17 protein-coding genes are annotated in these 16,421 nt (G+C 68.7%); 5 read left to right on the top strand and 12 right to left on the bottom strand.

What is annotated here, in order from left to right; all coding sequences use genetic code 11:
* Positions 1-114 precede the first annotated feature (114 nt).
* The 3 genes from rpsU (at position 115) to ACHMXA_RS14350 (ending at position 1,360) form a co-directional block, all read left to right on the top strand.
* Positions 115-327, top strand: a complete 213-nt coding sequence (gene rpsU, locus ACHMXA_RS14360; RefSeq protein ID WP_007833691.1) for a 30S ribosomal protein S21 — start codon at positions 115-117, stop codon at positions 325-327.
* A gap of 110 nt (positions 328-437) precedes the next feature.
* Entirely contained in the window at positions 438-887 is a 450-nt protein-coding gene (locus ACHMXA_RS14355; RefSeq protein ID WP_176667339.1) for a GatB/YqeY domain-containing protein, read from the top strand.
* Between the two features lie 2 nt (positions 888-889).
* The gene (locus ACHMXA_RS14350; protein WP_176667338.1) at positions 890-1,360 is read left to right on the top strand and encodes an NUDIX domain-containing protein; all 471 of its coding nucleotides are present in this window, start codon (positions 890-892) and stop codon (positions 1,358-1,360) included.
* A 10-nt stretch (positions 1,361-1,370) separates the two neighbouring features.
* On the opposite strand, the gene ACHMXA_RS14345 is transcribed toward ACHMXA_RS14350, so the two are convergent.
* Positions 1,371-2,129, bottom strand: coding sequence for a sulfite exporter TauE/SafE family protein (locus ACHMXA_RS14345; RefSeq protein WP_176667337.1), 759 nt, complete (start codon positions 2,127-2,129; stop codon positions 1,371-1,373).
* A gap of 102 nt (positions 2,130-2,231) precedes the next feature.
* On the opposite strand from ACHMXA_RS14345, the gene ACHMXA_RS14340 reads away from it, so the two are divergent.
* Positions 2,232-3,143, top strand: a complete 912-nt coding sequence (locus ACHMXA_RS14340; RefSeq protein ID WP_176667336.1) for a LysR family transcriptional regulator — start codon at positions 2,232-2,234, stop codon at positions 3,141-3,143.
* Here the strand turns inward: ACHMXA_RS14340 and ACHMXA_RS14335 are convergent.
* From ACHMXA_RS14335 to ACHMXA_RS14295, 9 genes are all read right to left on the bottom strand, one after another.
* Positions 3,127-4,125, bottom strand: coding sequence for an SDR family oxidoreductase (locus ACHMXA_RS14335; RefSeq protein WP_176667335.1), 999 nt, complete (start codon positions 4,123-4,125; stop codon positions 3,127-3,129). The two genes, ACHMXA_RS14340 and ACHMXA_RS14335, sit on opposite strands and share 17 nt — an antisense overlap.
* Complete coding sequence (locus ACHMXA_RS14330) at positions 4,122-5,024, bottom strand: bile acid:sodium symporter family protein (RefSeq protein ID WP_176667334.1); 903 nt, start codon at positions 5,022-5,024, stop codon at positions 4,122-4,124. Before ACHMXA_RS14330 ends, ACHMXA_RS14335 begins: the two co-directional genes overlap by 4 nt.
* 17 nt (positions 5,025-5,041) lie before the next feature.
* A complete protein-coding gene (locus tag ACHMXA_RS14325; RefSeq protein ID WP_176667333.1) occupies positions 5,042-6,379 on the bottom strand; it encodes an NAD(P)/FAD-dependent oxidoreductase in 1,338 nt (445 codons plus the stop codon).
* A complete protein-coding gene (locus ACHMXA_RS14320; RefSeq protein ID WP_176667332.1) occupies positions 6,376-7,197 on the bottom strand; it encodes an SDR family oxidoreductase in 822 nt (273 codons plus the stop codon). The genes ACHMXA_RS14325 and ACHMXA_RS14320 overlap by 4 nt, the downstream gene beginning before the upstream one ends.
* A 102-nt stretch (positions 7,198-7,299) precedes the next feature.
* The gene (locus ACHMXA_RS14315; RefSeq protein ID WP_176667331.1) at positions 7,300-8,346 is read right to left on the bottom strand and encodes an NAD(P)-dependent alcohol dehydrogenase; all 1,047 of its coding nucleotides are present in this window, start codon (positions 8,344-8,346) and stop codon (positions 7,300-7,302) included.
* 37 nt (positions 8,347-8,383) lie between these two features.
* Complete coding sequence (locus ACHMXA_RS14310) at positions 8,384-9,487, bottom strand: ABC transporter ATP-binding protein (protein WP_176667330.1); 1,104 nt, start codon at positions 9,485-9,487, stop codon at positions 8,384-8,386.
* A 35-nt stretch (positions 9,488-9,522) separates the two neighbouring features.
* Positions 9,523-10,365, bottom strand: coding sequence for a carbohydrate ABC transporter permease (locus ACHMXA_RS14305; protein WP_218088413.1), 843 nt, complete (start codon positions 10,363-10,365; stop codon positions 9,523-9,525).
* Positions 10,362-11,246, bottom strand: a complete 885-nt coding sequence (locus ACHMXA_RS14300; protein WP_176667329.1) for a carbohydrate ABC transporter permease — start codon at positions 11,244-11,246, stop codon at positions 10,362-10,364. Before ACHMXA_RS14300 ends, ACHMXA_RS14305 begins: the two co-directional genes overlap by 4 nt.
* On the bottom strand, positions 11,246-12,532 hold the full coding sequence (locus tag ACHMXA_RS14295) for a sugar ABC transporter substrate-binding protein (protein WP_256099153.1): 1,287 nt from the start codon (positions 12,530-12,532) through the stop codon (positions 11,246-11,248). Before ACHMXA_RS14295 ends, ACHMXA_RS14300 begins: the two co-directional genes overlap by 1 nt.
* Positions 12,533-12,774: 242 nt before the next feature.
* On the opposite strand from ACHMXA_RS14295, the gene ACHMXA_RS14290 reads away from it, so the two are divergent.
* Complete coding sequence (locus tag ACHMXA_RS14290; protein ID WP_176667328.1) at positions 12,775-14,004, top strand: MFS transporter; 1,230 nt, start codon at positions 12,775-12,777, stop codon at positions 14,002-14,004.
* Positions 14,005-14,016: 12 nt separating this feature from the next.
* On the opposite strand, the gene ACHMXA_RS14285 is transcribed toward ACHMXA_RS14290, so the two are convergent.
* Together ACHMXA_RS14285 and pmbA are read right to left on the bottom strand one after the other, a co-directional pair.
* A complete protein-coding gene (locus ACHMXA_RS14285; RefSeq protein ID WP_176667327.1) occupies positions 14,017-14,964 on the bottom strand; it encodes an AraC family transcriptional regulator in 948 nt (315 codons plus the stop codon).
* Between the two features lie 39 nt (positions 14,965-15,003).
* The gene (pmbA, locus tag ACHMXA_RS14280; RefSeq protein ID WP_176667326.1) at positions 15,004-16,374 is read right to left on the bottom strand and encodes a metalloprotease PmbA; all 1,371 of its coding nucleotides are present in this window, start codon (positions 16,372-16,374) and stop codon (positions 15,004-15,006) included.
* Between the last annotated feature and the right edge of the window lie 47 nt (positions 16,375-16,421).

Raw genomic sequence — 16,421 nt, 5'->3', positions numbered from 1 at the left:
ATACTCATGGGCTAACTCTTGGCCTTACCTCAACGGCCGCAAAAGATTTCAGTTGAGGAACCCCGGCTTGGGGCCTCGATCTCTCCAGGCCAAATCCATTTCAACGATTCATCAATGACCACCATCCGCGTTAAAGAAAACGAGCCCTTCGACGTCGCCCTGCGCCGTTTCAAGCGCACCATCGAAAAGCTCGGCCTGCTGACCGACCTGCGCGCCCGCGAGTTCTACGAAAAGCCGACCGCCGAGCGCAAGCGCAAGAAGGCAGCCGCGGTCAAGCGCCACTACAAGCGCGTGCGCAGCATGCAGCTGCCCAAGAAGCTGTACTAAGCAACGCCCCGGGTGGCAGGCGCCAGACGAAAGTCAGCACCGCCGCTCCGTTGCCTCAGCCGCGCCAGGGAAACCTGCCGCGGCTTTTGTTTTTTCCGAAAGGTTGCCGAATGACTATCAAAGAACAGATCACCGAAGACATGAAGACGGCGATGCGCGCCAAGGACTCCGAGCGCCTGGCCACCATCCGCCTGCTGCTGGCCGCGATGAAGCAAAAGGAAGTCGACGAGCGCGTGGAGCTCGACGACACCATGGTCGTGGCCATCGTCGACAAGATGGTCAAGCAGCGCAAGGACTCGATCGCCGCCTTCACCACCGGCGGCCGCACCGACCTCGCCGACAAGGAAGCCGCCGAGATCAAGGTGCTGGAGGTCTACCTGCCCCAGCGCATGGGCGCCGAGGAAGTCGCCGCCGAAGTGAAGGCCATCGTGGCCGAGCTGGGCGCCAAGGGCCCGGGCGACATGGGCAAGGTGATGGGCGTGGTCAAGACCCGCCTGGCCGGCAAGGCCGACATGAGTCAGGTCAGCGCAGCGGTCAAGGCCGCTCTGACGGGCGCCTGAGCATGAACGCCGGCAGCCCCAGCGTCACCATCCCCAAGGCCTGCGCCTGCCTGGTCGACGCAAGGGGCCGGCTGCTGGTGTTCCGCCATCCCGAGGACGGCAACATGCAGCTGCCCAAGGGCACCATCGAGCCCGGCGAGTCGCCCGAGGTGGCGGTGCGCCGCGAGCTGCTCGAGGAATCGGGCATCGACTACGCCGGCGAACTGCAGTCGCTGGGCACGCTGAACCGCGAATGCGAGGCCGGCATCGAAGGCAACACGCACCGCCACCCGCAGCTGTGGCACCTGTTCCTGATGCGCGCCGAGAGCGCCCTGCCCGAGAGCTTCACGCACACGGCCACGGGCAGCCCCGAGGAAGAAGGACTGGTCTTCCTCTTCAGCTGGCTCGACGCCAACGACCCGATCGACGACTTCGCCCTGCCCTACCGCCAGACCATCGAGCGCGTACGTTCGGCCCTGCTGCTGGCGGCCTGAGCCACCATCGTCACCCCGCGGCCGCCCGCACGGCCATGTACAGGCCCAGCAGCGCCAGCCCGACCAGGAAGCAGCGCCGGAACACCTCCACCGACAGCCGCTTGCGCAGCCAGGTCCCCAGCACCATGCCGCCGATGGCCGGCGCCAGCATCGCGACCGAACCTCCGATCGCCGACACCGGATATCCCCCGTTCACGGCCAGCCCGATGGCCAGCACCACCGTCGAGGTGGTGAACGAGATCCCCATCGCCTGGATCAGCGAATCGCGCTGGAAGCCCAGCGCCTGCAGGTAAGGCACCGCAGGCACCGCGAACACGCCCGTCACGGCCGTCACCAGGCCGGTGGCCACGCCCACCAGCGGCCCCACCCAGCGCGCCTGCGCGTCGCTCACATGCAACTGTCGCCCGGTCAGCCCCCAGAGCGCATAGACGATCAGCGCCACCCCGAGCGCGAACGAGGCCCAGGCACCGGCCGGCACGCCCAGCCACAGCGCCCCGGCCAGCGTGCCGATCACCACGCCCACCTGCATGCCGCCGATGCGCCGCAGCACGGGCATGAAGGTCGCGCGCGGCCCGGTCTGCCAGATGTTGGTGACCAGCGAGGGCACGATCAGCAGCGCGGCGGCCTGGGCCGGCGACATCCACAGCGCGAGCAGCGCCATCGACACCGTCGGCAGCCCGAGGCCGACCACGCCCTTGATCACCCCGGCCAGCAGGTACACGGCCGTGGCGGCGGCCCAGAAAGCAGTTGCGTCGATCGGATGCGTCATCGGAGGCCGACTCTGCCAACGAAGCCCGCCGCCGCAAATGCGGCATTCGCGAAGCGGGCCTCAGTCTGCGGCTGAGGCTCCTGGTGCACACTCCGCCGGATCATGCGATTCGACCTCACCGACCTGCGGCTCTTCATCCATGTCGTCGAGGCCGGCAGCCTCACTGCCGGCGCGGGGCGTTCGCACATGACGCTGGCCTCCGCCAGCCAGCGCGTGCGCGGCATGGAAGACGCCCTGGGCAGCCCCCTGCTCACCCGCCACGCGCAGGGCGTGCGCCCCACCGAGGCCGGCCGCACGCTGCTGCACCATGCGCGCGTCGTGCTGCAGCAGATGGAGCGCCTGCGCGGCGAGCTCGGCGAGTACGGCCAGGGCCTCAAGGGCCATGTGCGCTTCATGTGCGGCACCTCGGCGCTGACCGAGCACCTGCCCGAGGTGCTGAGCCGCTTCCTGGCGGAGCATCCGCGCATCTCGGTCGACCTGGAAGAGCGCGCCAGCCCCGACACCGTGGAAGCCCTGCGCGCCGGCCTGTGCGACATCGGCATCGTCTCCGACGCCATCGACAGCGAGGGCCTCGAATGCCATCCCTTCCGCCGCGACGACCTGGTGCTGGTGATGCCGCGCGGCCATGCACTGGCCAGCCGACGGCGCCTGAGGCTGGCCGAGGTGGTCGACAGCGAATTCGTCGGCCTGCCCGCCGACAGCGCGCTCCAGCAGCTCATCACCCAGCACGTGCGCGCCCTGGGCAAGCACCTGGCCTACCGCGTGCGCGTGCGCAACTTCGAGGCGGTGTGCCGCATGGTCGAGTACGGCATCGGCGTCGGCATCGTCCCGCAGACCGCCGCCGAGCGCTGCGCCCGCTCGATGAAGATCGCGCGCGCCTCGCTCGCCGACGCCTGGGCCGAGCGCACGCTGATGGCCTGCGTGCGCTCGTCGGAAGACCTGCCGCTCAACGCGCGGCGCATGCTCGACTACCTGGTCGCGCCGCCGCCCGACGAGGTCAGGACGAAGCAGTGACCGGCCGCCCCAGCCGCGCCCGCGCCGCCACGAAGGCGTCGAAGGCCTCGCTGCTGGTCTTGCGCGGCACATAGCCGAAGCGCTCTTTCAGCGCGGTGTTGAGCAGCACCGGCCGGTAGCGCAGGAAGTCGAGCTGCTCCGGCCCGTAGCGGCTCACGCCCAGCGCCGAGCCCGCCGCCAGCGCCGCCTTCAGAACGCCGGCCGGCCAGTCGACCGCTCGCTTGCCGAGCCGCGAGGCGATCTCGTGGATGCTCAGCGCGCCGTCGCCCGCGAGGTTGTAGCAGCCGGGCGACGCGCCGCCGAGCGCATGGGCGATGGCGCCTGTCACGTCCTCGTCCCACACGAACACGAAGGGGCTCGCGCTGCCTCGGATGGCGATGAGCCGCTTCTTCTCGAACAGCGCCGTGATCTGGTTGTCCACCCGCTCGCCCAGGATGGTGCCGATGCGCAGCACCGTCTGCGCCAGCGACGGATGCCGCTCGCGATAGTCGGCGAGCATCTCCTCCACCTGCCGCTTGTGGTCGGCGTAGGCGAACACGGCGTTGCCGCGCAGCGGCTGCGACTCGGTGATCCACGCCGGGTTGTCCGCGTGGTAGCCGTAGGCCGCGCCGCTGGACGACACCACGATGTGCCGCACGCCGTTCGCCACGCAGGCTTCGAGCACATTGCGCGTGCCGCCCACGTCCACCGAATGCTCGAAGGCGCGGTTCGAGTCCTTGCCCGGCGTGACGATGGAAGCGAGATGCACCACGGTGTCTATCGCATGGTCGGCGATGGCTTCGGCGATGCGCGAGTCGCGCACGTCCAGCTGCCGGTAGGCCACGCCCATGAGCCGCCGGTCCGGCGGCACCTCGCGCACGTCGACCGCGACCAGCGCTTCCAGCCTGCCCTGCTGCGCCAGCGCGGCGAGCAGGCTGCGACCCAGGAAGCCGTCGGCCCCGGTCACCAGCACGCAGCGCGCGACGATTCCTTCGCCGCTCATGGCTTCGCGGGCTTGCGCCCCCACCAGCTCGCCAGCGCAAGGCCCGCGATGATGTCCCAGAAGCCCCACACGCCCGCCACCACGGCCATGCCGCCGAGCCCGCCGAAGAAGCTGAAGATCAGCACCAGCCCGAGCCCCGAATTGCGGATGCCCACCTCGATGGACACGGCGCGCCGGTCGTAGTCGCCCAGCCCCGAGAGCCGCGCACACAGGTAGCCGGTGCTGAAGGCCAGCGCGTCGTGGATCACCACCGCCAGCAGCACCAGCCCCACGTAGTCGAGGAAGAAGCGCCAGTTGCCCGCGATGGCGCCGACGATGAACACGATCAGCGCGACGAAGCTCAGCACGCCCACCGGCTTCTTGATGCGCGCCGTGAGCGTCGGCAGCCTGTGCGCACAGGCCACGCCCAGCACGAAGGGAATGCCGATGATCGCCACGATGTGCCCCAGCATGTCCAGCGGATCGAGCGCAATGGTCTTCAGCAGCGCCGAGGCCGTCGGATGCAGCCCGCCCCAGAACGCAAAGTTCAGCGGCATCACCACGATGGAGATCGCGTTCGAGATCGCCGTCATCGACACCGACAGCGCCACGTTGCCGCCCGCGCGGTGCGTGAGGATCTGCGAGATGTTCCCCGGCGGGCAGCAGGCCACCAGGATCATGCCCAGCGCGATGCTCGGCCCAGGCTTGAGGATCAGCGTGAGCACGTAGGTCACCGCCGGCAGCACGATGAACTGCGCGCCGATGCCCACGGCCATCGCGCCGGGCATGCGCGCCACGCGCTTGAAGTCTTCGATGCGCGTGTCCAGCGCGATGCCGAACATCAGGAAGCCCAGCACCACGTTGAGCAGCACCAGCGAGGCCGGGTTGAAGTGAAGGCGTATCTCGTCGACGGGCAGCATGCGCGTTGCTCCTTCGTTCAGCCCTGGTCGGCCAGCGCCGCGGCGGCGTTGCGCACTGCCGCGCGGTAGGTGTCCTTGTGCACGTAGTACGCCATGCGCTCGAGCTGGAGGTACTTGAAGCCGCCCGACAGGTCGGGCGCCGGCCCCTGGGCGGCGCTCCGCAACGCGGCTGCCTTCGGCGAACCGCCCGCCTGCGCGCGGAAGTAGCGCGCCACCAGCTCGGCCTGCTCGTAGCGGCCCTGCCATCCGATGCCGCTGGCCTCGATCATCCCGAGCACCGCGATGTTCTCGAAGCGCGGCGAGAAGATGTTGAGGTACAGCCGCGGCGCCATGCCCTGCCAGTTCAGTAGCTCGCGCTCGATGAAGGGGTAGTGCAGCGCGTAGCCGGTGGCCGCGAGGATCAGGTCGTAGTCGCGCGCGCTGCCGTCCTTGAAATGCACCGTGCGCCCGTCGAGCCGCGCGATGTCGGCGCGCACGCCGATGTCGCCGTGGCCCACGTGGTGCAACACGAGCGAATTCACGATGGGGTGCGATTCGTACATCCGGTAGTCGGGCTTCGGAAAGCCGAAGCGCACCGGGTCGCCGGTGAACCACTTGAGCACCGTCGAGTCGATGCGCTGCTTGAGCCATGGCGGCAGCGGCCGCTTGCCGCCCAGCGTGTCGGCCGGCTTGCCGAACACGTACTTGGGCACGAAGTAGTAGCCGCGCCGCACCGAGATGTCGACGCTCTGCGCGTAATGCACCGCGTCGACCGCGATGTCGCAGCCCGAGTTGCCCGCGCCGACGATCAGCACGCGCTTGTCCTTGAAGAGATCCGGGTGCTTGTAGTCGCTGGTGTGCAGCAGCTCGCCCTCGAAGTGGCCGTCGAAGCTCGGCCGCTTGGGCTCGGCGAGCGTGCCGTTGGCGATGACCACGCCCCTGTACTCGGCCGTCTCGACGGTGCCCTCGCCGTCTTCGGTGGTCACGAGCCAGCGCGTGCCGGGCGCGTCGCTCACGGGCTCGACGCGCAGCACGCGCGTGTTGAAGCGGAAGTGCTCGCGCAGCCCGAACTTGTCGGCGAAGTCGCTGAAGTAGCGGCGCAGCTCGCGGTGGCTCGGATAGTCGGCCACCGTGTCGGCCATCGGGAATTCGCTGAACTCGGTGGTGCGCTTGCTCGAGATCAGGTGCGCGGAGTGATAGACGGTGGAGCGCGGATTGTCGATGTCCCACAGCCCGCCCACGTCGCCATGCGCCTCGAAGCCCTGGAACGGCACGCCGTGCTTCTGCAGGTTGCGCGCACCGGCAAGACCGGAGGGGCCCGCGCCGATCAGCGCGATCTGTTCGTGGGTGGGTACGGCGTCGTTCGGCGGCGTCATCGGGTCGGAGGCTCCTTGGGAAGGCCGGGAATTGCAGTGGCGCCAGCCTCGCCCACGCGCGGCTTGCGCGGCTGGCCGCGCAGCAGGCGGTCATGCAGCTTCTCCGGCAACAGGTCGAGCGCCTTCGAGAGCCAGCCGATGCGGCGCGGCAGCACGATCTTCTCGCGCCCAGCCGCCACGGCCGCCAGCAGCCGGTGCGCGGCATCGTCGGCCTCCAGCAGCCCCGGCATCGCGAAGCGGTTGCCGGCAGTGAGCGCGGTGCGGATGTAGCCAGGGCTCACCGTGTGCACCGTGAGCCCGGTCTCGCGCAGTTCGGCGCGTAGGCTTTCGAGGTAGCGGATCAGTCCCGCCTTGCTCGCACAGTAGGCGCCGTTGCCCGGCATGCCGCGCCAGCCTGCGATGCTGGCCATGCCGACCAGCGCGCCGCGCCGCTGCGCACGCATGGCGGCCACGAAAGGCTGGAAGGTGGTGGCCGCGCCCAGCAGGTTGATTTCGAGCATGCGGCGGAACACGGCCAGGTCGTCGGCCTGTGCGGTGTCGTAGCCGCCAGCGACGCCTGCGTTGGCGATCACGAGGTCGGGCGCGCCAGCGCGGGCCATCCAGTCGGCGGCCATGGCCTGCATGGCGCCGCCCTGCGACACGTCGGGGGTGTAGGCCGCGCAGCGCCCGGGCGCGAGCGCTGCAAGTTCGGTGAGCCGGCCGGTGTCGAGCCCCACCAGCGCCACGCTCGCCCCGTTGCCGATCAGTTCGCGCGCCAGCGCCTGCCCCAGCCCGCCACAGGCACCGGTGAGGACGACGTTGCGGAACGGCAAGGGCATTGGCGCGCGGGCTCCGGGTGGCAAAAACCCGGCCACTTTATCCGTGCACGCGCGCCGCGCCCCCCGGCATTTCCCCTTGCCCGGCGCCTTGGGGCCAGGTCCTCAGGCAGCCGGTTCCGGAAACTCGATCTGGATCTTCACGTCCGTCGCGCGGCCGGCCGCCGCTTCCTCGAAGGCCTCGATGCCGTCCTCGAAGGCGAAGGTGCGCGAGATGAAAGGCTTCACATCAACCTGCCCCGAGGCGATCAGCGCCAGCGCGCGCGGGAAGATGTTGGCGTAGCGGAACACCGACTCGATGCGCACCTCCTTCGACTGGATCGCGACGATGTCCATCGGCACCTTGCCGCCGGGCATGCCCACCAGCACGAGGCAGCCGCCGGGGCACAGCAGGTCGACGATGCCCTCGAAGGCGCGCGCGCTGCCGCTGGCCTCGAAGACCACGTTGGCGCCCCAGCCGTCGGTCAGCGACTTCACGGCCTCGGCAAGGTTGGTGCCGCGCACGTCGACGGTCGTCACCGCAGGGTTGCCGGCGAACAGCGCCAGCTTCTCGGGCACGAGGTCCGCGAGGATCACGCGCGCCGCGCCGCCTGCGAGCGCCGCCAGCGCCGTCATCGCGCCGATGGTGCCGGCGCCGACGACCACCGCCACGTCGCCCGGCTTCAGCGCGGCCTTCTTCGCGGCCTGAAGGCCGATGGCCAGCGGCTCCACGATGGCGCCCTCGCCGAAGCTCACGTTGTCGGGCAGGCGGAAGGTGAAGGCCGCCGGGTGCACCACGAAGGGCGTGAGGCAGCCGTGGATGGGCGGCGTGGCCCAGAAGCGCACGGCGGGGTCGAGGTTGTAGATGCCTTCGAGCGTGGCGCGCGAATCCATGCGCGGGATGCCGGGCTCCATGCACACGCGGTCACCGGGCTTGAGGTGCGTGACCTCGGCACCCACCTCGGCCACGACGCCCGAGGCCTCGTGGCCCAGCACCATCGGCTCCTCCACCACGTACGGGCCGATGCCGCCATGCTGGTAGTAGTGAACGTCGCTGCCGCACACGCCCACGGTGTGCATGCGGATCTTCACGTCGCGCGGTCCCACGTGAAGCGGTATGTCGAGCTCGCGCAGCCTGAGCTCGTGCGCTTTTTCCAGAACCAGTGCCTTCATGTTCTCGAGTCCTTGAATGAGTGTTGTCGGTATGGGGTCAATGCAATGGGGTGTCCGCGCGCAGCAGCGAGGCGCCGGAGTCGATGTCGAACAGGTGCACCTGCGCCGGGTCGGCCACGAAGCGCACGCGCTCGCGCAGCCTGGGGCAGTGCGCGGAAGGCATGAGCGCGGCGATCTCGCCCTCGCCCTGGCCGAAGCTCACCAGCACCTCGTTGCCGAGGTACTCGATGAGCTGGACCTCGCCGGCAAAGCCTCCGTCGCGGCCGTCCTGCGTATCGACCTGCATGTGCGCGGGCCGGATGCCCAGCGTCACGCGCTCGCGGCCCTCCAGCGCAAAACGCCGCGGGTCCACGCGCACCGTGCCCTCGCGGCCCGTCAGCTCGAAATGGCCGCCGGCATCGCGCACCTTCATCTCCACCAGGTTCATCGGCGGCGTGCCGATGAAGCCCGCCACGAAGGCCGAGCGCGGCCGCTCGAAAATCTCGCGCGGCGAGCCGACCTGCTCGATGCGCCCATCGCGCAGCAGCACGATGCGGTCGGCCAGCGTCATCGCCTCGTGCTGGTCGTGGGTCACGTAGACGGTGGTGGTCTTCAGCGCCTGGTGCAGCCGGGCGATCTCGATGCGCATGTGGTTGCGCAGCTTGGCGTCGAGGTTCGACAGCGGCTCGTCGAAGAGAAACACCTTCGGCGTCTTGATCATCGCCCGCGCGATCGCCACGCGCTGCTGCTGCCCGCCCGAGAGCTCCGTGGGCTTGCGCTGCAGGTAGCGCTCCAGCCCCAGCGTGTCCGACACCTCCTTGATGCGCGCGTCGATCTCCGCCTTCGGCACCTTCAGCCGCTTGAGGCCGAAGGCGATGTTGTCGCGCACGCTCATGTGCGGATAGAGCGCGTAGTTCTGGAACACCATCGCGATGCCGCGCTCCTGCGGCGGCAGGTCGTTCACGCGCTGGCCGCCGATTAGCAGGTCGCCGTCGGAGATGTCCTCCAGACCCGCGAGCATGCGCAGGATGGTCGACTTGCCGCAGCCCGAGGGGCCGAGGAACACGACGAACTCGTTGTCGGACACGTCCAGGTCGAACTGGTGGACGACCTGCGTGTCGCCGTAGCGCTTGATGATCTTGTGACAGCTGATTGCGGACATTTCGTTCTTCCGGGAAAGAGGGATCGCCTCGGGGCTCATGCCGCGTCGCGCCTGCGCTTGAACGCCGCATTGAGGAAGCCGCTGAGCACGCCCACCATGAGCAGCGGCGGCAGCGAGAGCAGGATGACGGAGGCATTCAGAATGCCCCAGGGCACGTCGCGCCCGAGCTGGCTCAGCTCCGAAGCCACGATGGGCAGCGTCTTGGCATCCGACGTGGTGAGCATCAGCGCGATGAGAAATTCGTTCCACACCAGCACGAAGCCGAAGGCGATGGCGCCGATCAGCGAGCGCGCGGCGATCGGCAGCGCCACCTTGAAGAAGATCGCGTAGGGACCGTAGCCGTCGACGCGGCCGGCCTCCTCCACTTCCTTCGGTACCGCCTTGAAGGCGGGAATGGCGAGCCAGATCACCGTGGAAAGCGTGAGCAGCGTGTAGGTGACGACGAGCGCGATGCGCGTGTCGTACAGCTCCAGCTGCAGCCAGATCACCATCAGCGGAATCGCCACCGCCACCGGCGGCAGAAAGCGCATCGAGAGCACGAAGAACTGGATGTCGTTGGCCCAGCGCAGCGGGTAGCGCGCCAGTGCATAGGCAGCAGGCAGCCCGAGCACGGCGCCTGCGATCACCGCGGAGCCCACCACAACCACGGAGTTGAGCAGCCCCTGCGCCACCGCCTCGCGGCTCAGCACGTAGACGTAGTTCTCCAGCGTGGGCGTGAAGAAGAACTTCGGCACCGCCGAGACGATGTCGACCCGGTTCTTGAACGAGTTGAGGAAGGTCCAGAGCACCGGCACCAGCGCCGAGAGCCCGGCCGCGATCAGCACCAGCCGCGCGAGCAGCGTGCCGAGGGACAGCTTTTTCTTGAGGGATGCGCTCATTTCGGCCGCGTCCATTTCCAGATGTAGGTGAAGGCCACGGTCGAGGCGACCATCATCAGCACAGCCATGCCCGATGCATACGAGATGCGGCCCGACTCGATGAAGCCCTGCGAGAACGCGTACATGTCCAGCGTCTCGGTCGAGATGCCCGGGCCGCCGCGCGTCATGACGTAGATGAGGTCGAAGGCGCGCAGCGACTCCACCATCTTCACGAAGCACAGGCTGACCAGCGGCGCCTTGAGCATCGGCAGCGCCACATAGGCGTAGACCTCCCAGGTCTTCGCGTGGTCCATGCGCGCGGCCTCGAAGGGCTGCGGCGGCAGTGTCTCGAGCAGCTTGAGTACGATGACGGCGAAGAACAGGCCCCACTGCCACACGTCGACGAAGGCCACCGTGAGCAGCGCGGTCACGGGGCTGGCCAGCAGGTCCAGCGGTTCTCCGGTGATGGCCTTGTACGGCCACGTGAGCAGGCCGAAGAGCGGATGGAAGGCGAACTTCCACACGAAGGCGGCCGACACCCGCGGCAGCAGCACCGGCACGATGAACAGCATCGACAGCACGTTGCGCCAGCGCGTGGTGGTGCACTGAAACATCAGCACGCCCAGCAGCACCGCGAGCCCCATGGTGGCGCTGACCGTCAGCACCTCCCACACCAGCGATACGCGCACCGAATTGAGGAAGCGCCGGTCGGAAAAGAGCTGGAGGTAGTTCGACAGCCAGACCCAGGCCGTGTCGGCCTGGCCCAGCTCGCGGTCCTGCAGCGAGATGCCGATCGCGAAAAGGGTGGGCACCAGCGCCAGCACTGCAAGCACCAGCAGGCCGGGCCCGATGAAGACGAGAGGGAGCCTCGTCGTCTTCTTTTTCTTCTCCCTGAGCGTCATTACTTCTTGCGCCGCGCGACCAGTTGCTTCGCGTAGCCGTCGAGCTCGTCGAGGCCTGCCTTGATGTCGGTGCGCGAACCGGTGATCAGCTCTTCGAGGATGATCCCCCAGCGGTCGCCGAGGTCGGGCCAGGCCGGGTCCTGCCAGAAGTTGACGGCCGTGAGCTTGCCGGTGTCGGCCAGCGCCTTGCCGAGGTCGGCGCCGTAGCGCTTGGCGAACTCGGGGCTGGACAGCACGCTGGTGCGGTTGAGCTCGCCGAACTGGCCTTCCGCGAGGCGGCGCTGCTCCTGCTTCTTGGAAGTGGCCCAGGCGACGAACAGGCCGGCGCACTTCTTCGCCTCCTCGGTCTTGTTGGCCTTGGCGCCAATGGCCAGGCCGTGGCCGTAGCCGCCGCCGGTCAGCGGCGCGGGCGGCGGCAGGTAGGCGACCTTGCCGATCACGGTCGACATCTTCGGGTCGAGCGCATTGCCGGCCAGCGGAGTCGATTCGATCAGCATCGCCACCTTGCCCGCGAGGAAAGCGCCGGTGGACTCGTCCCAGCCGCCGGTCTTGGTACCCGGCGCCGAGTACTTGAAGAGGTCGAGGTAGGTCTGCGTGGCCTTCACCGCGGCGGGCGAGTCGAACACGGGCTTGTCGCCGTCGAACCACTGGCCGCCATAGCCGCGGAAGAAGGGCATCCAGCGCCACACGTTGGCGCCCGATCCGCGCTGGCCGCGCAGCGCCACGCCGTAGACGCCGTTGGCCGGGTCGTTGAGCTTCTTCGCGGCCTCGGCAAATTCCTCCAGCGTGGTCGGCGGCTTGATGCCGGCCTTCTCGAGCAGGTCCTTGCGGTAGACCAGCAGGTCGCCGCCACCGGTGAGCGGCGCGAACCAGACCTGGCCGTCGAAGGTGGCGACCTTCTGGCGGCCGGGGTCGAAGTCGGCGTAGTCGTAGTCGGCGGGGTAGTACTTGGCCAGCGGCACGATCCACTTCGACTGGGCGAACAGCGGCACGTTGGCCTCGTCGACGTAGTACACGTGGTACTTGCCCACCGTGGAGGCGTCCGCGCGGGTCTTGGTGCGGCGGTCGTTCTCGTTGAGGTTGTCGATGTTGAACGAGGCGCCGGCCAGGGCCTTGAACTCGTCCTTGTACTTTTCGAGCAGGGTCAGCCCGTCGCGGGGCTGGGACAGGACGCGCAGGTCCTCCTTGCAGACCTGCTGCGCCTGGGCCGCGCCGCCCCCTGCGGCCAGCGCCGCCAGCAGCATCGCGCAGCCCGTCATCCGGTACCGGTTTACTTGAACAGCCATCGCTTTCGTCTCCTTTGAGCCTGTCGTGGATTGCCGGCGGATCGCGGCGGAAACAGGTGGGACGAAGCGTAGGCAGCGGCGGTGCGGCGCCGCGTACACGCGAGCCGGGCCACTGGTATTTTCATGACCACCCTGCTTGGGGTTTTGCCGGAGTCGGGGGCTTTCGCTCCTGCTTGGTTGCAATTCAAAACTGCATCGATAGAATCTATTTCAGTTTTTATTTGAAACCAAGTAGGGCAATCATGAGCACCACGCCACCATGCCAGGCTACCTTCGCGCCCCCCTGCGCCGCGCCGTCGATATCGAACGCGCTGGCGCTCCTCTTCGCCATCGCCTGCGGCCTGGCGGTGGCGAACGTCTACTACGCGCAGCCGCTGCTGGACACGCTGGCCCACACCTTCGGCATCCGGCCCGCTACGGTGGGGGCGGTCATCACCATCACGCAGATCGGCTACGGGCTGGGGCTGCTGCTGGTGGTTCCGCTGGGCGACCTCGTCGACCGGCGGCGGCTGATCGTCGGGCAGTCGCTGCTGTCGGTGGCCGCGCTGCTGGCGGTGGCGCTGGCGCCGAGCGCGTCGGTGCTGCTGCCGGCGATGGCTGCCGTGGGCCTGCTGGCGGTCGTGACGCAGGTTCTGGTGGCGTACGCCGCGGGCATGGCCGCGCCGGGCGAGCGAGGCCGGGTGGTGGGCACCGTCACCAGCGGCATCATCATCGGCATCCTGCTGGCGCGGGCGGTGTCGGGCACGCTGTCGGATCTTTTCGGCTGGCGCTCGGTGTACCTGGCCTCGGCGGCGGCCACGCTGGTGGTCGCCGGCCTGCTTTGGACGGCGCTCCCGGCCGGCACGCGGCCCGCGCCGGGCATTGCGTATCCGCAGCTGATCCGCTCGGTGTTCGCGCTCTTCGCGCAGGAGCCGGTGCTGCGCGTCCGCGCCGTGCTCGCGATGCTGATCTTCATGGCCATCACCTTGCTGCTGACGCCGATGGTGCTGCCGCTGACCGCGCCGCCCTTCTCGCTGTCGCATACGCAGGTGGGGCTGTTCGGTCTGGCGGGCGCCGCCGGCGCGCTGGGCGCCGCTCGGGCCGGCCGGCAGGCGGACCGCGGCCGCGCACAGCGCACCACCTTCATCGGCTTGACCGCGATGCTGCTGTCATGGCCGCTCATCGCCCTGCTGCCGTGGTCGATCTGGGCGATGGTGGCCGGCGTGGTCGTCATCGACTTCGGGCTGCAATCGGTGCACGTGGCCAACCAGAGCCTGATCTACCGCGTGCGCCCCGAGGCGCAGAGCCGGCTGACGGCCGGGTACATGATCTTCTACTCCATCGGCTCCGCCACCGGGTCGATGGCCTCGACGATGGTCTATGCCCATGTGGGCTGGAACGGCGTCTGCATTGCCGGAGCACTCGTCAGCGGCATGGCGCTGGCGTTCTGGGCGCTCACGCGGCACCTGACGCCGCAGGACACCGTCCGTTGAAACCGCGGCGGCTCAGTCCGCGGTGGCGAGCGGCGTGTTCTGCGCGGTGCGCAGCCCGAAGCGGTCCTGCGCCTGCTGCCGGTAGGCCGAGGGCGTCATCCCTTTGAGCTGCAGGAAGCGGCGGTTGAAGTTGGCGAGGTTCGCGAAGCCCACCTCGTAGCAGATGTCGCTGACCAGCCGGTCGGACACCTGCAGCATCTCGCAGGCCTTGGCCACGCGCAGCCGCGTGACGAAGTCGGTGAAGGTGGCGCCCATGTGCCGGTGGAACCAGCGCGAGAAGCTGCTTTCGGCCATGTTGGCGACGGCGCACACGGCCGGCAGCGAGAGCTCCTCGGTCAGGTGCCGGTCGAGGTAGTCGAGCACGCGGCGCATGCGGGTGTTGGCGCTCGGGTCTTCCCCTGCCGGGTCGGCGGTGCTGGAAATCTGGCGCCAGTCGGGCCAGCGGGCCAGTTCGTGCAGCAGGCCGATGAACTCGGCCAGCCGGGCCATGCCCTCCTGCTGCTGCACCCGCTGGAAGCGCTCGCGCACGAGGTCGCCGATGCCGAAGAACTCGATGCCCAGCTTCGCCCGGTCGAGCATCGGCAGCACGGTCTTCATTTCAGGGAACAGGTCGGTGCCCTTGCGCAGCGGCTCGTCGCGGAAGTGGATGACCATGCTGCGCTCGGCGATGCCCTCGGGCGGCACGTCGTGCGAGATCCAGGTGTGGGGCAGCCGGGCGCCCACCAGCGCCACGTAGCCGGGCTCGAAGCGGCCGATGTGGTCGCCCACGAAGGCGTCGCCACTGCTGCGGTTGATGCACTGCAGCTCGTATTCGTCGTGGTAGTGCCAGCAGTCGAAGGGCCAGGGCACGCCGTGCTGCAGGCAGCGCACCGAACTGCCGCCCGCCGGCTCGAAGCCCAGCCGCGGGTCGCGCATCAGTTCGTGCTCGAGTTCCGGTTTTCGCGCTGCGTTGTGCCTCATGTTCGACTAGCCCTCGCGCGCAGGCCGGCGGCGCAGCCTTCAGGCGCCGGCGACCTTCATGCGGTTCACCAGGACCGACCCCGTGGTCTTGGCGCCGAAAGTGTAGGCATCGGCCCCGATGGCTTCAATACCCAGCAGCATGTCCTTGAGGTTGCCGGCGATGGTGATCTCCTGCACCGGGAAGGCGATCTTGCCCTTCTCGACCCAGAAGCCGCTGGCGCCGCGCGAGTAGTCGCCGGTCACATAGTTCACGCCCTGCCCCATCAGCTCGATCACGAAGAGGCCGGTACCGAGCTTGGCGAGCATGGCGTCGAGGTCGTCGGTGTGCTTCGTCAGGCGCGAGCTCAGCGTCAGGTTGTGCGAGCCGCCGGCGTTGCCGGTGGTCTTCATGCCCAGCTTGCGCGCCGAGTAGGTCGAGAGGAAATAGCCCTCGAGGCGGCCGGCATCGACCACCTTGCGCGCGCGGGTGGTCACGCCCTCGTCGTCGAAGGGGGCGCTGCCCTTGCCGCGCAGCACGTGCGGGTCTTCGGCCACGTCGACGTGCTTCGGCAGCACGGGCTTGCCCAGCGAGTCGAGCAGAAAGCTGCTCTTGCGGTAGAGCGAACCTCCGCTCACGGCCTGCACCAGTGAGCCCAGCAGCCCCACGGCCAGCGGCGACTCGAACAGCACCGGGCATTCGGTGGTCTTGATCTTGCGCGACTTCAGTCGGCTGAGCGCGCGCTCGGCGGCGTAGCGGCCCACGGCCTGCGGGCTGGCCAGCTCGTCGGCCGAGCGCATGGAGCTGTACCAGGCGTCGCGCTGCATGTCGTCGCCCTTGCCGGCGATGGGGGCCACCGAGATGGAGTGCCGCGAGCTGGCATAGCCGCCGCGGAAGCCGTGCGTGTGGGCGCTGAAAAAGTGGCTCTGCTGGGCCGAGACGCCCGCGCCTTCGCTGTTGGTGATGCGCTTGTCTGTCGACAGGGCGGCCTCTTCGCATTCCAGGGCGAGCTTCGCGGCTTGCTCGCTGGTCACGTCCCAGGGGTGGAACAGGTCGAGCTCGGGGTGTTCCTTGGCGATGTCTTCCTCGTCCGGCAGGCCGCTGACGGGGTCTTCGGCCGTGAAACGGGCGATGTCGTAGGCCGCCTGCACCGTCTGGGCGATGGCCGCCTCGGAGAAGTCGGAGGTGCTGGCGTTGCCGCGGCGGTGGCCCACATAGACGGTGACGCCCAGCGACTTGTCGCGGTTGCGCTCGACGTTCTCGAGCTCGCCCTTGCGCACCGAGACGCTCAGGCCGCAGCCCTCGGAGGCCTCGGCCCCGGCGTCGGTGGCACCGAGCTTCTTGGCGTGCGCCAATGCGGTGTCGACCAGGTTTTCGAAGAAGGAGCGGCTGTAGGCGAAGCCGGAATCGGCGCGCGAAGAGGATGTCGTCATGTGGTGGCTATGATACTTGCGGCCCCCATTTCCCGTTTTCAGCAGCT

The organism is Variovorax sp. UC74_104, from assembly GCF_044055375.1.
Lineage (GTDB): Bacteria > Pseudomonadota > Gammaproteobacteria > Burkholderiales > Burkholderiaceae_C > Variovorax.
Note: the sequence above shows the minus strand (reverse complement) of the source record. Positions and strands in the feature narration are given on the sequence as shown.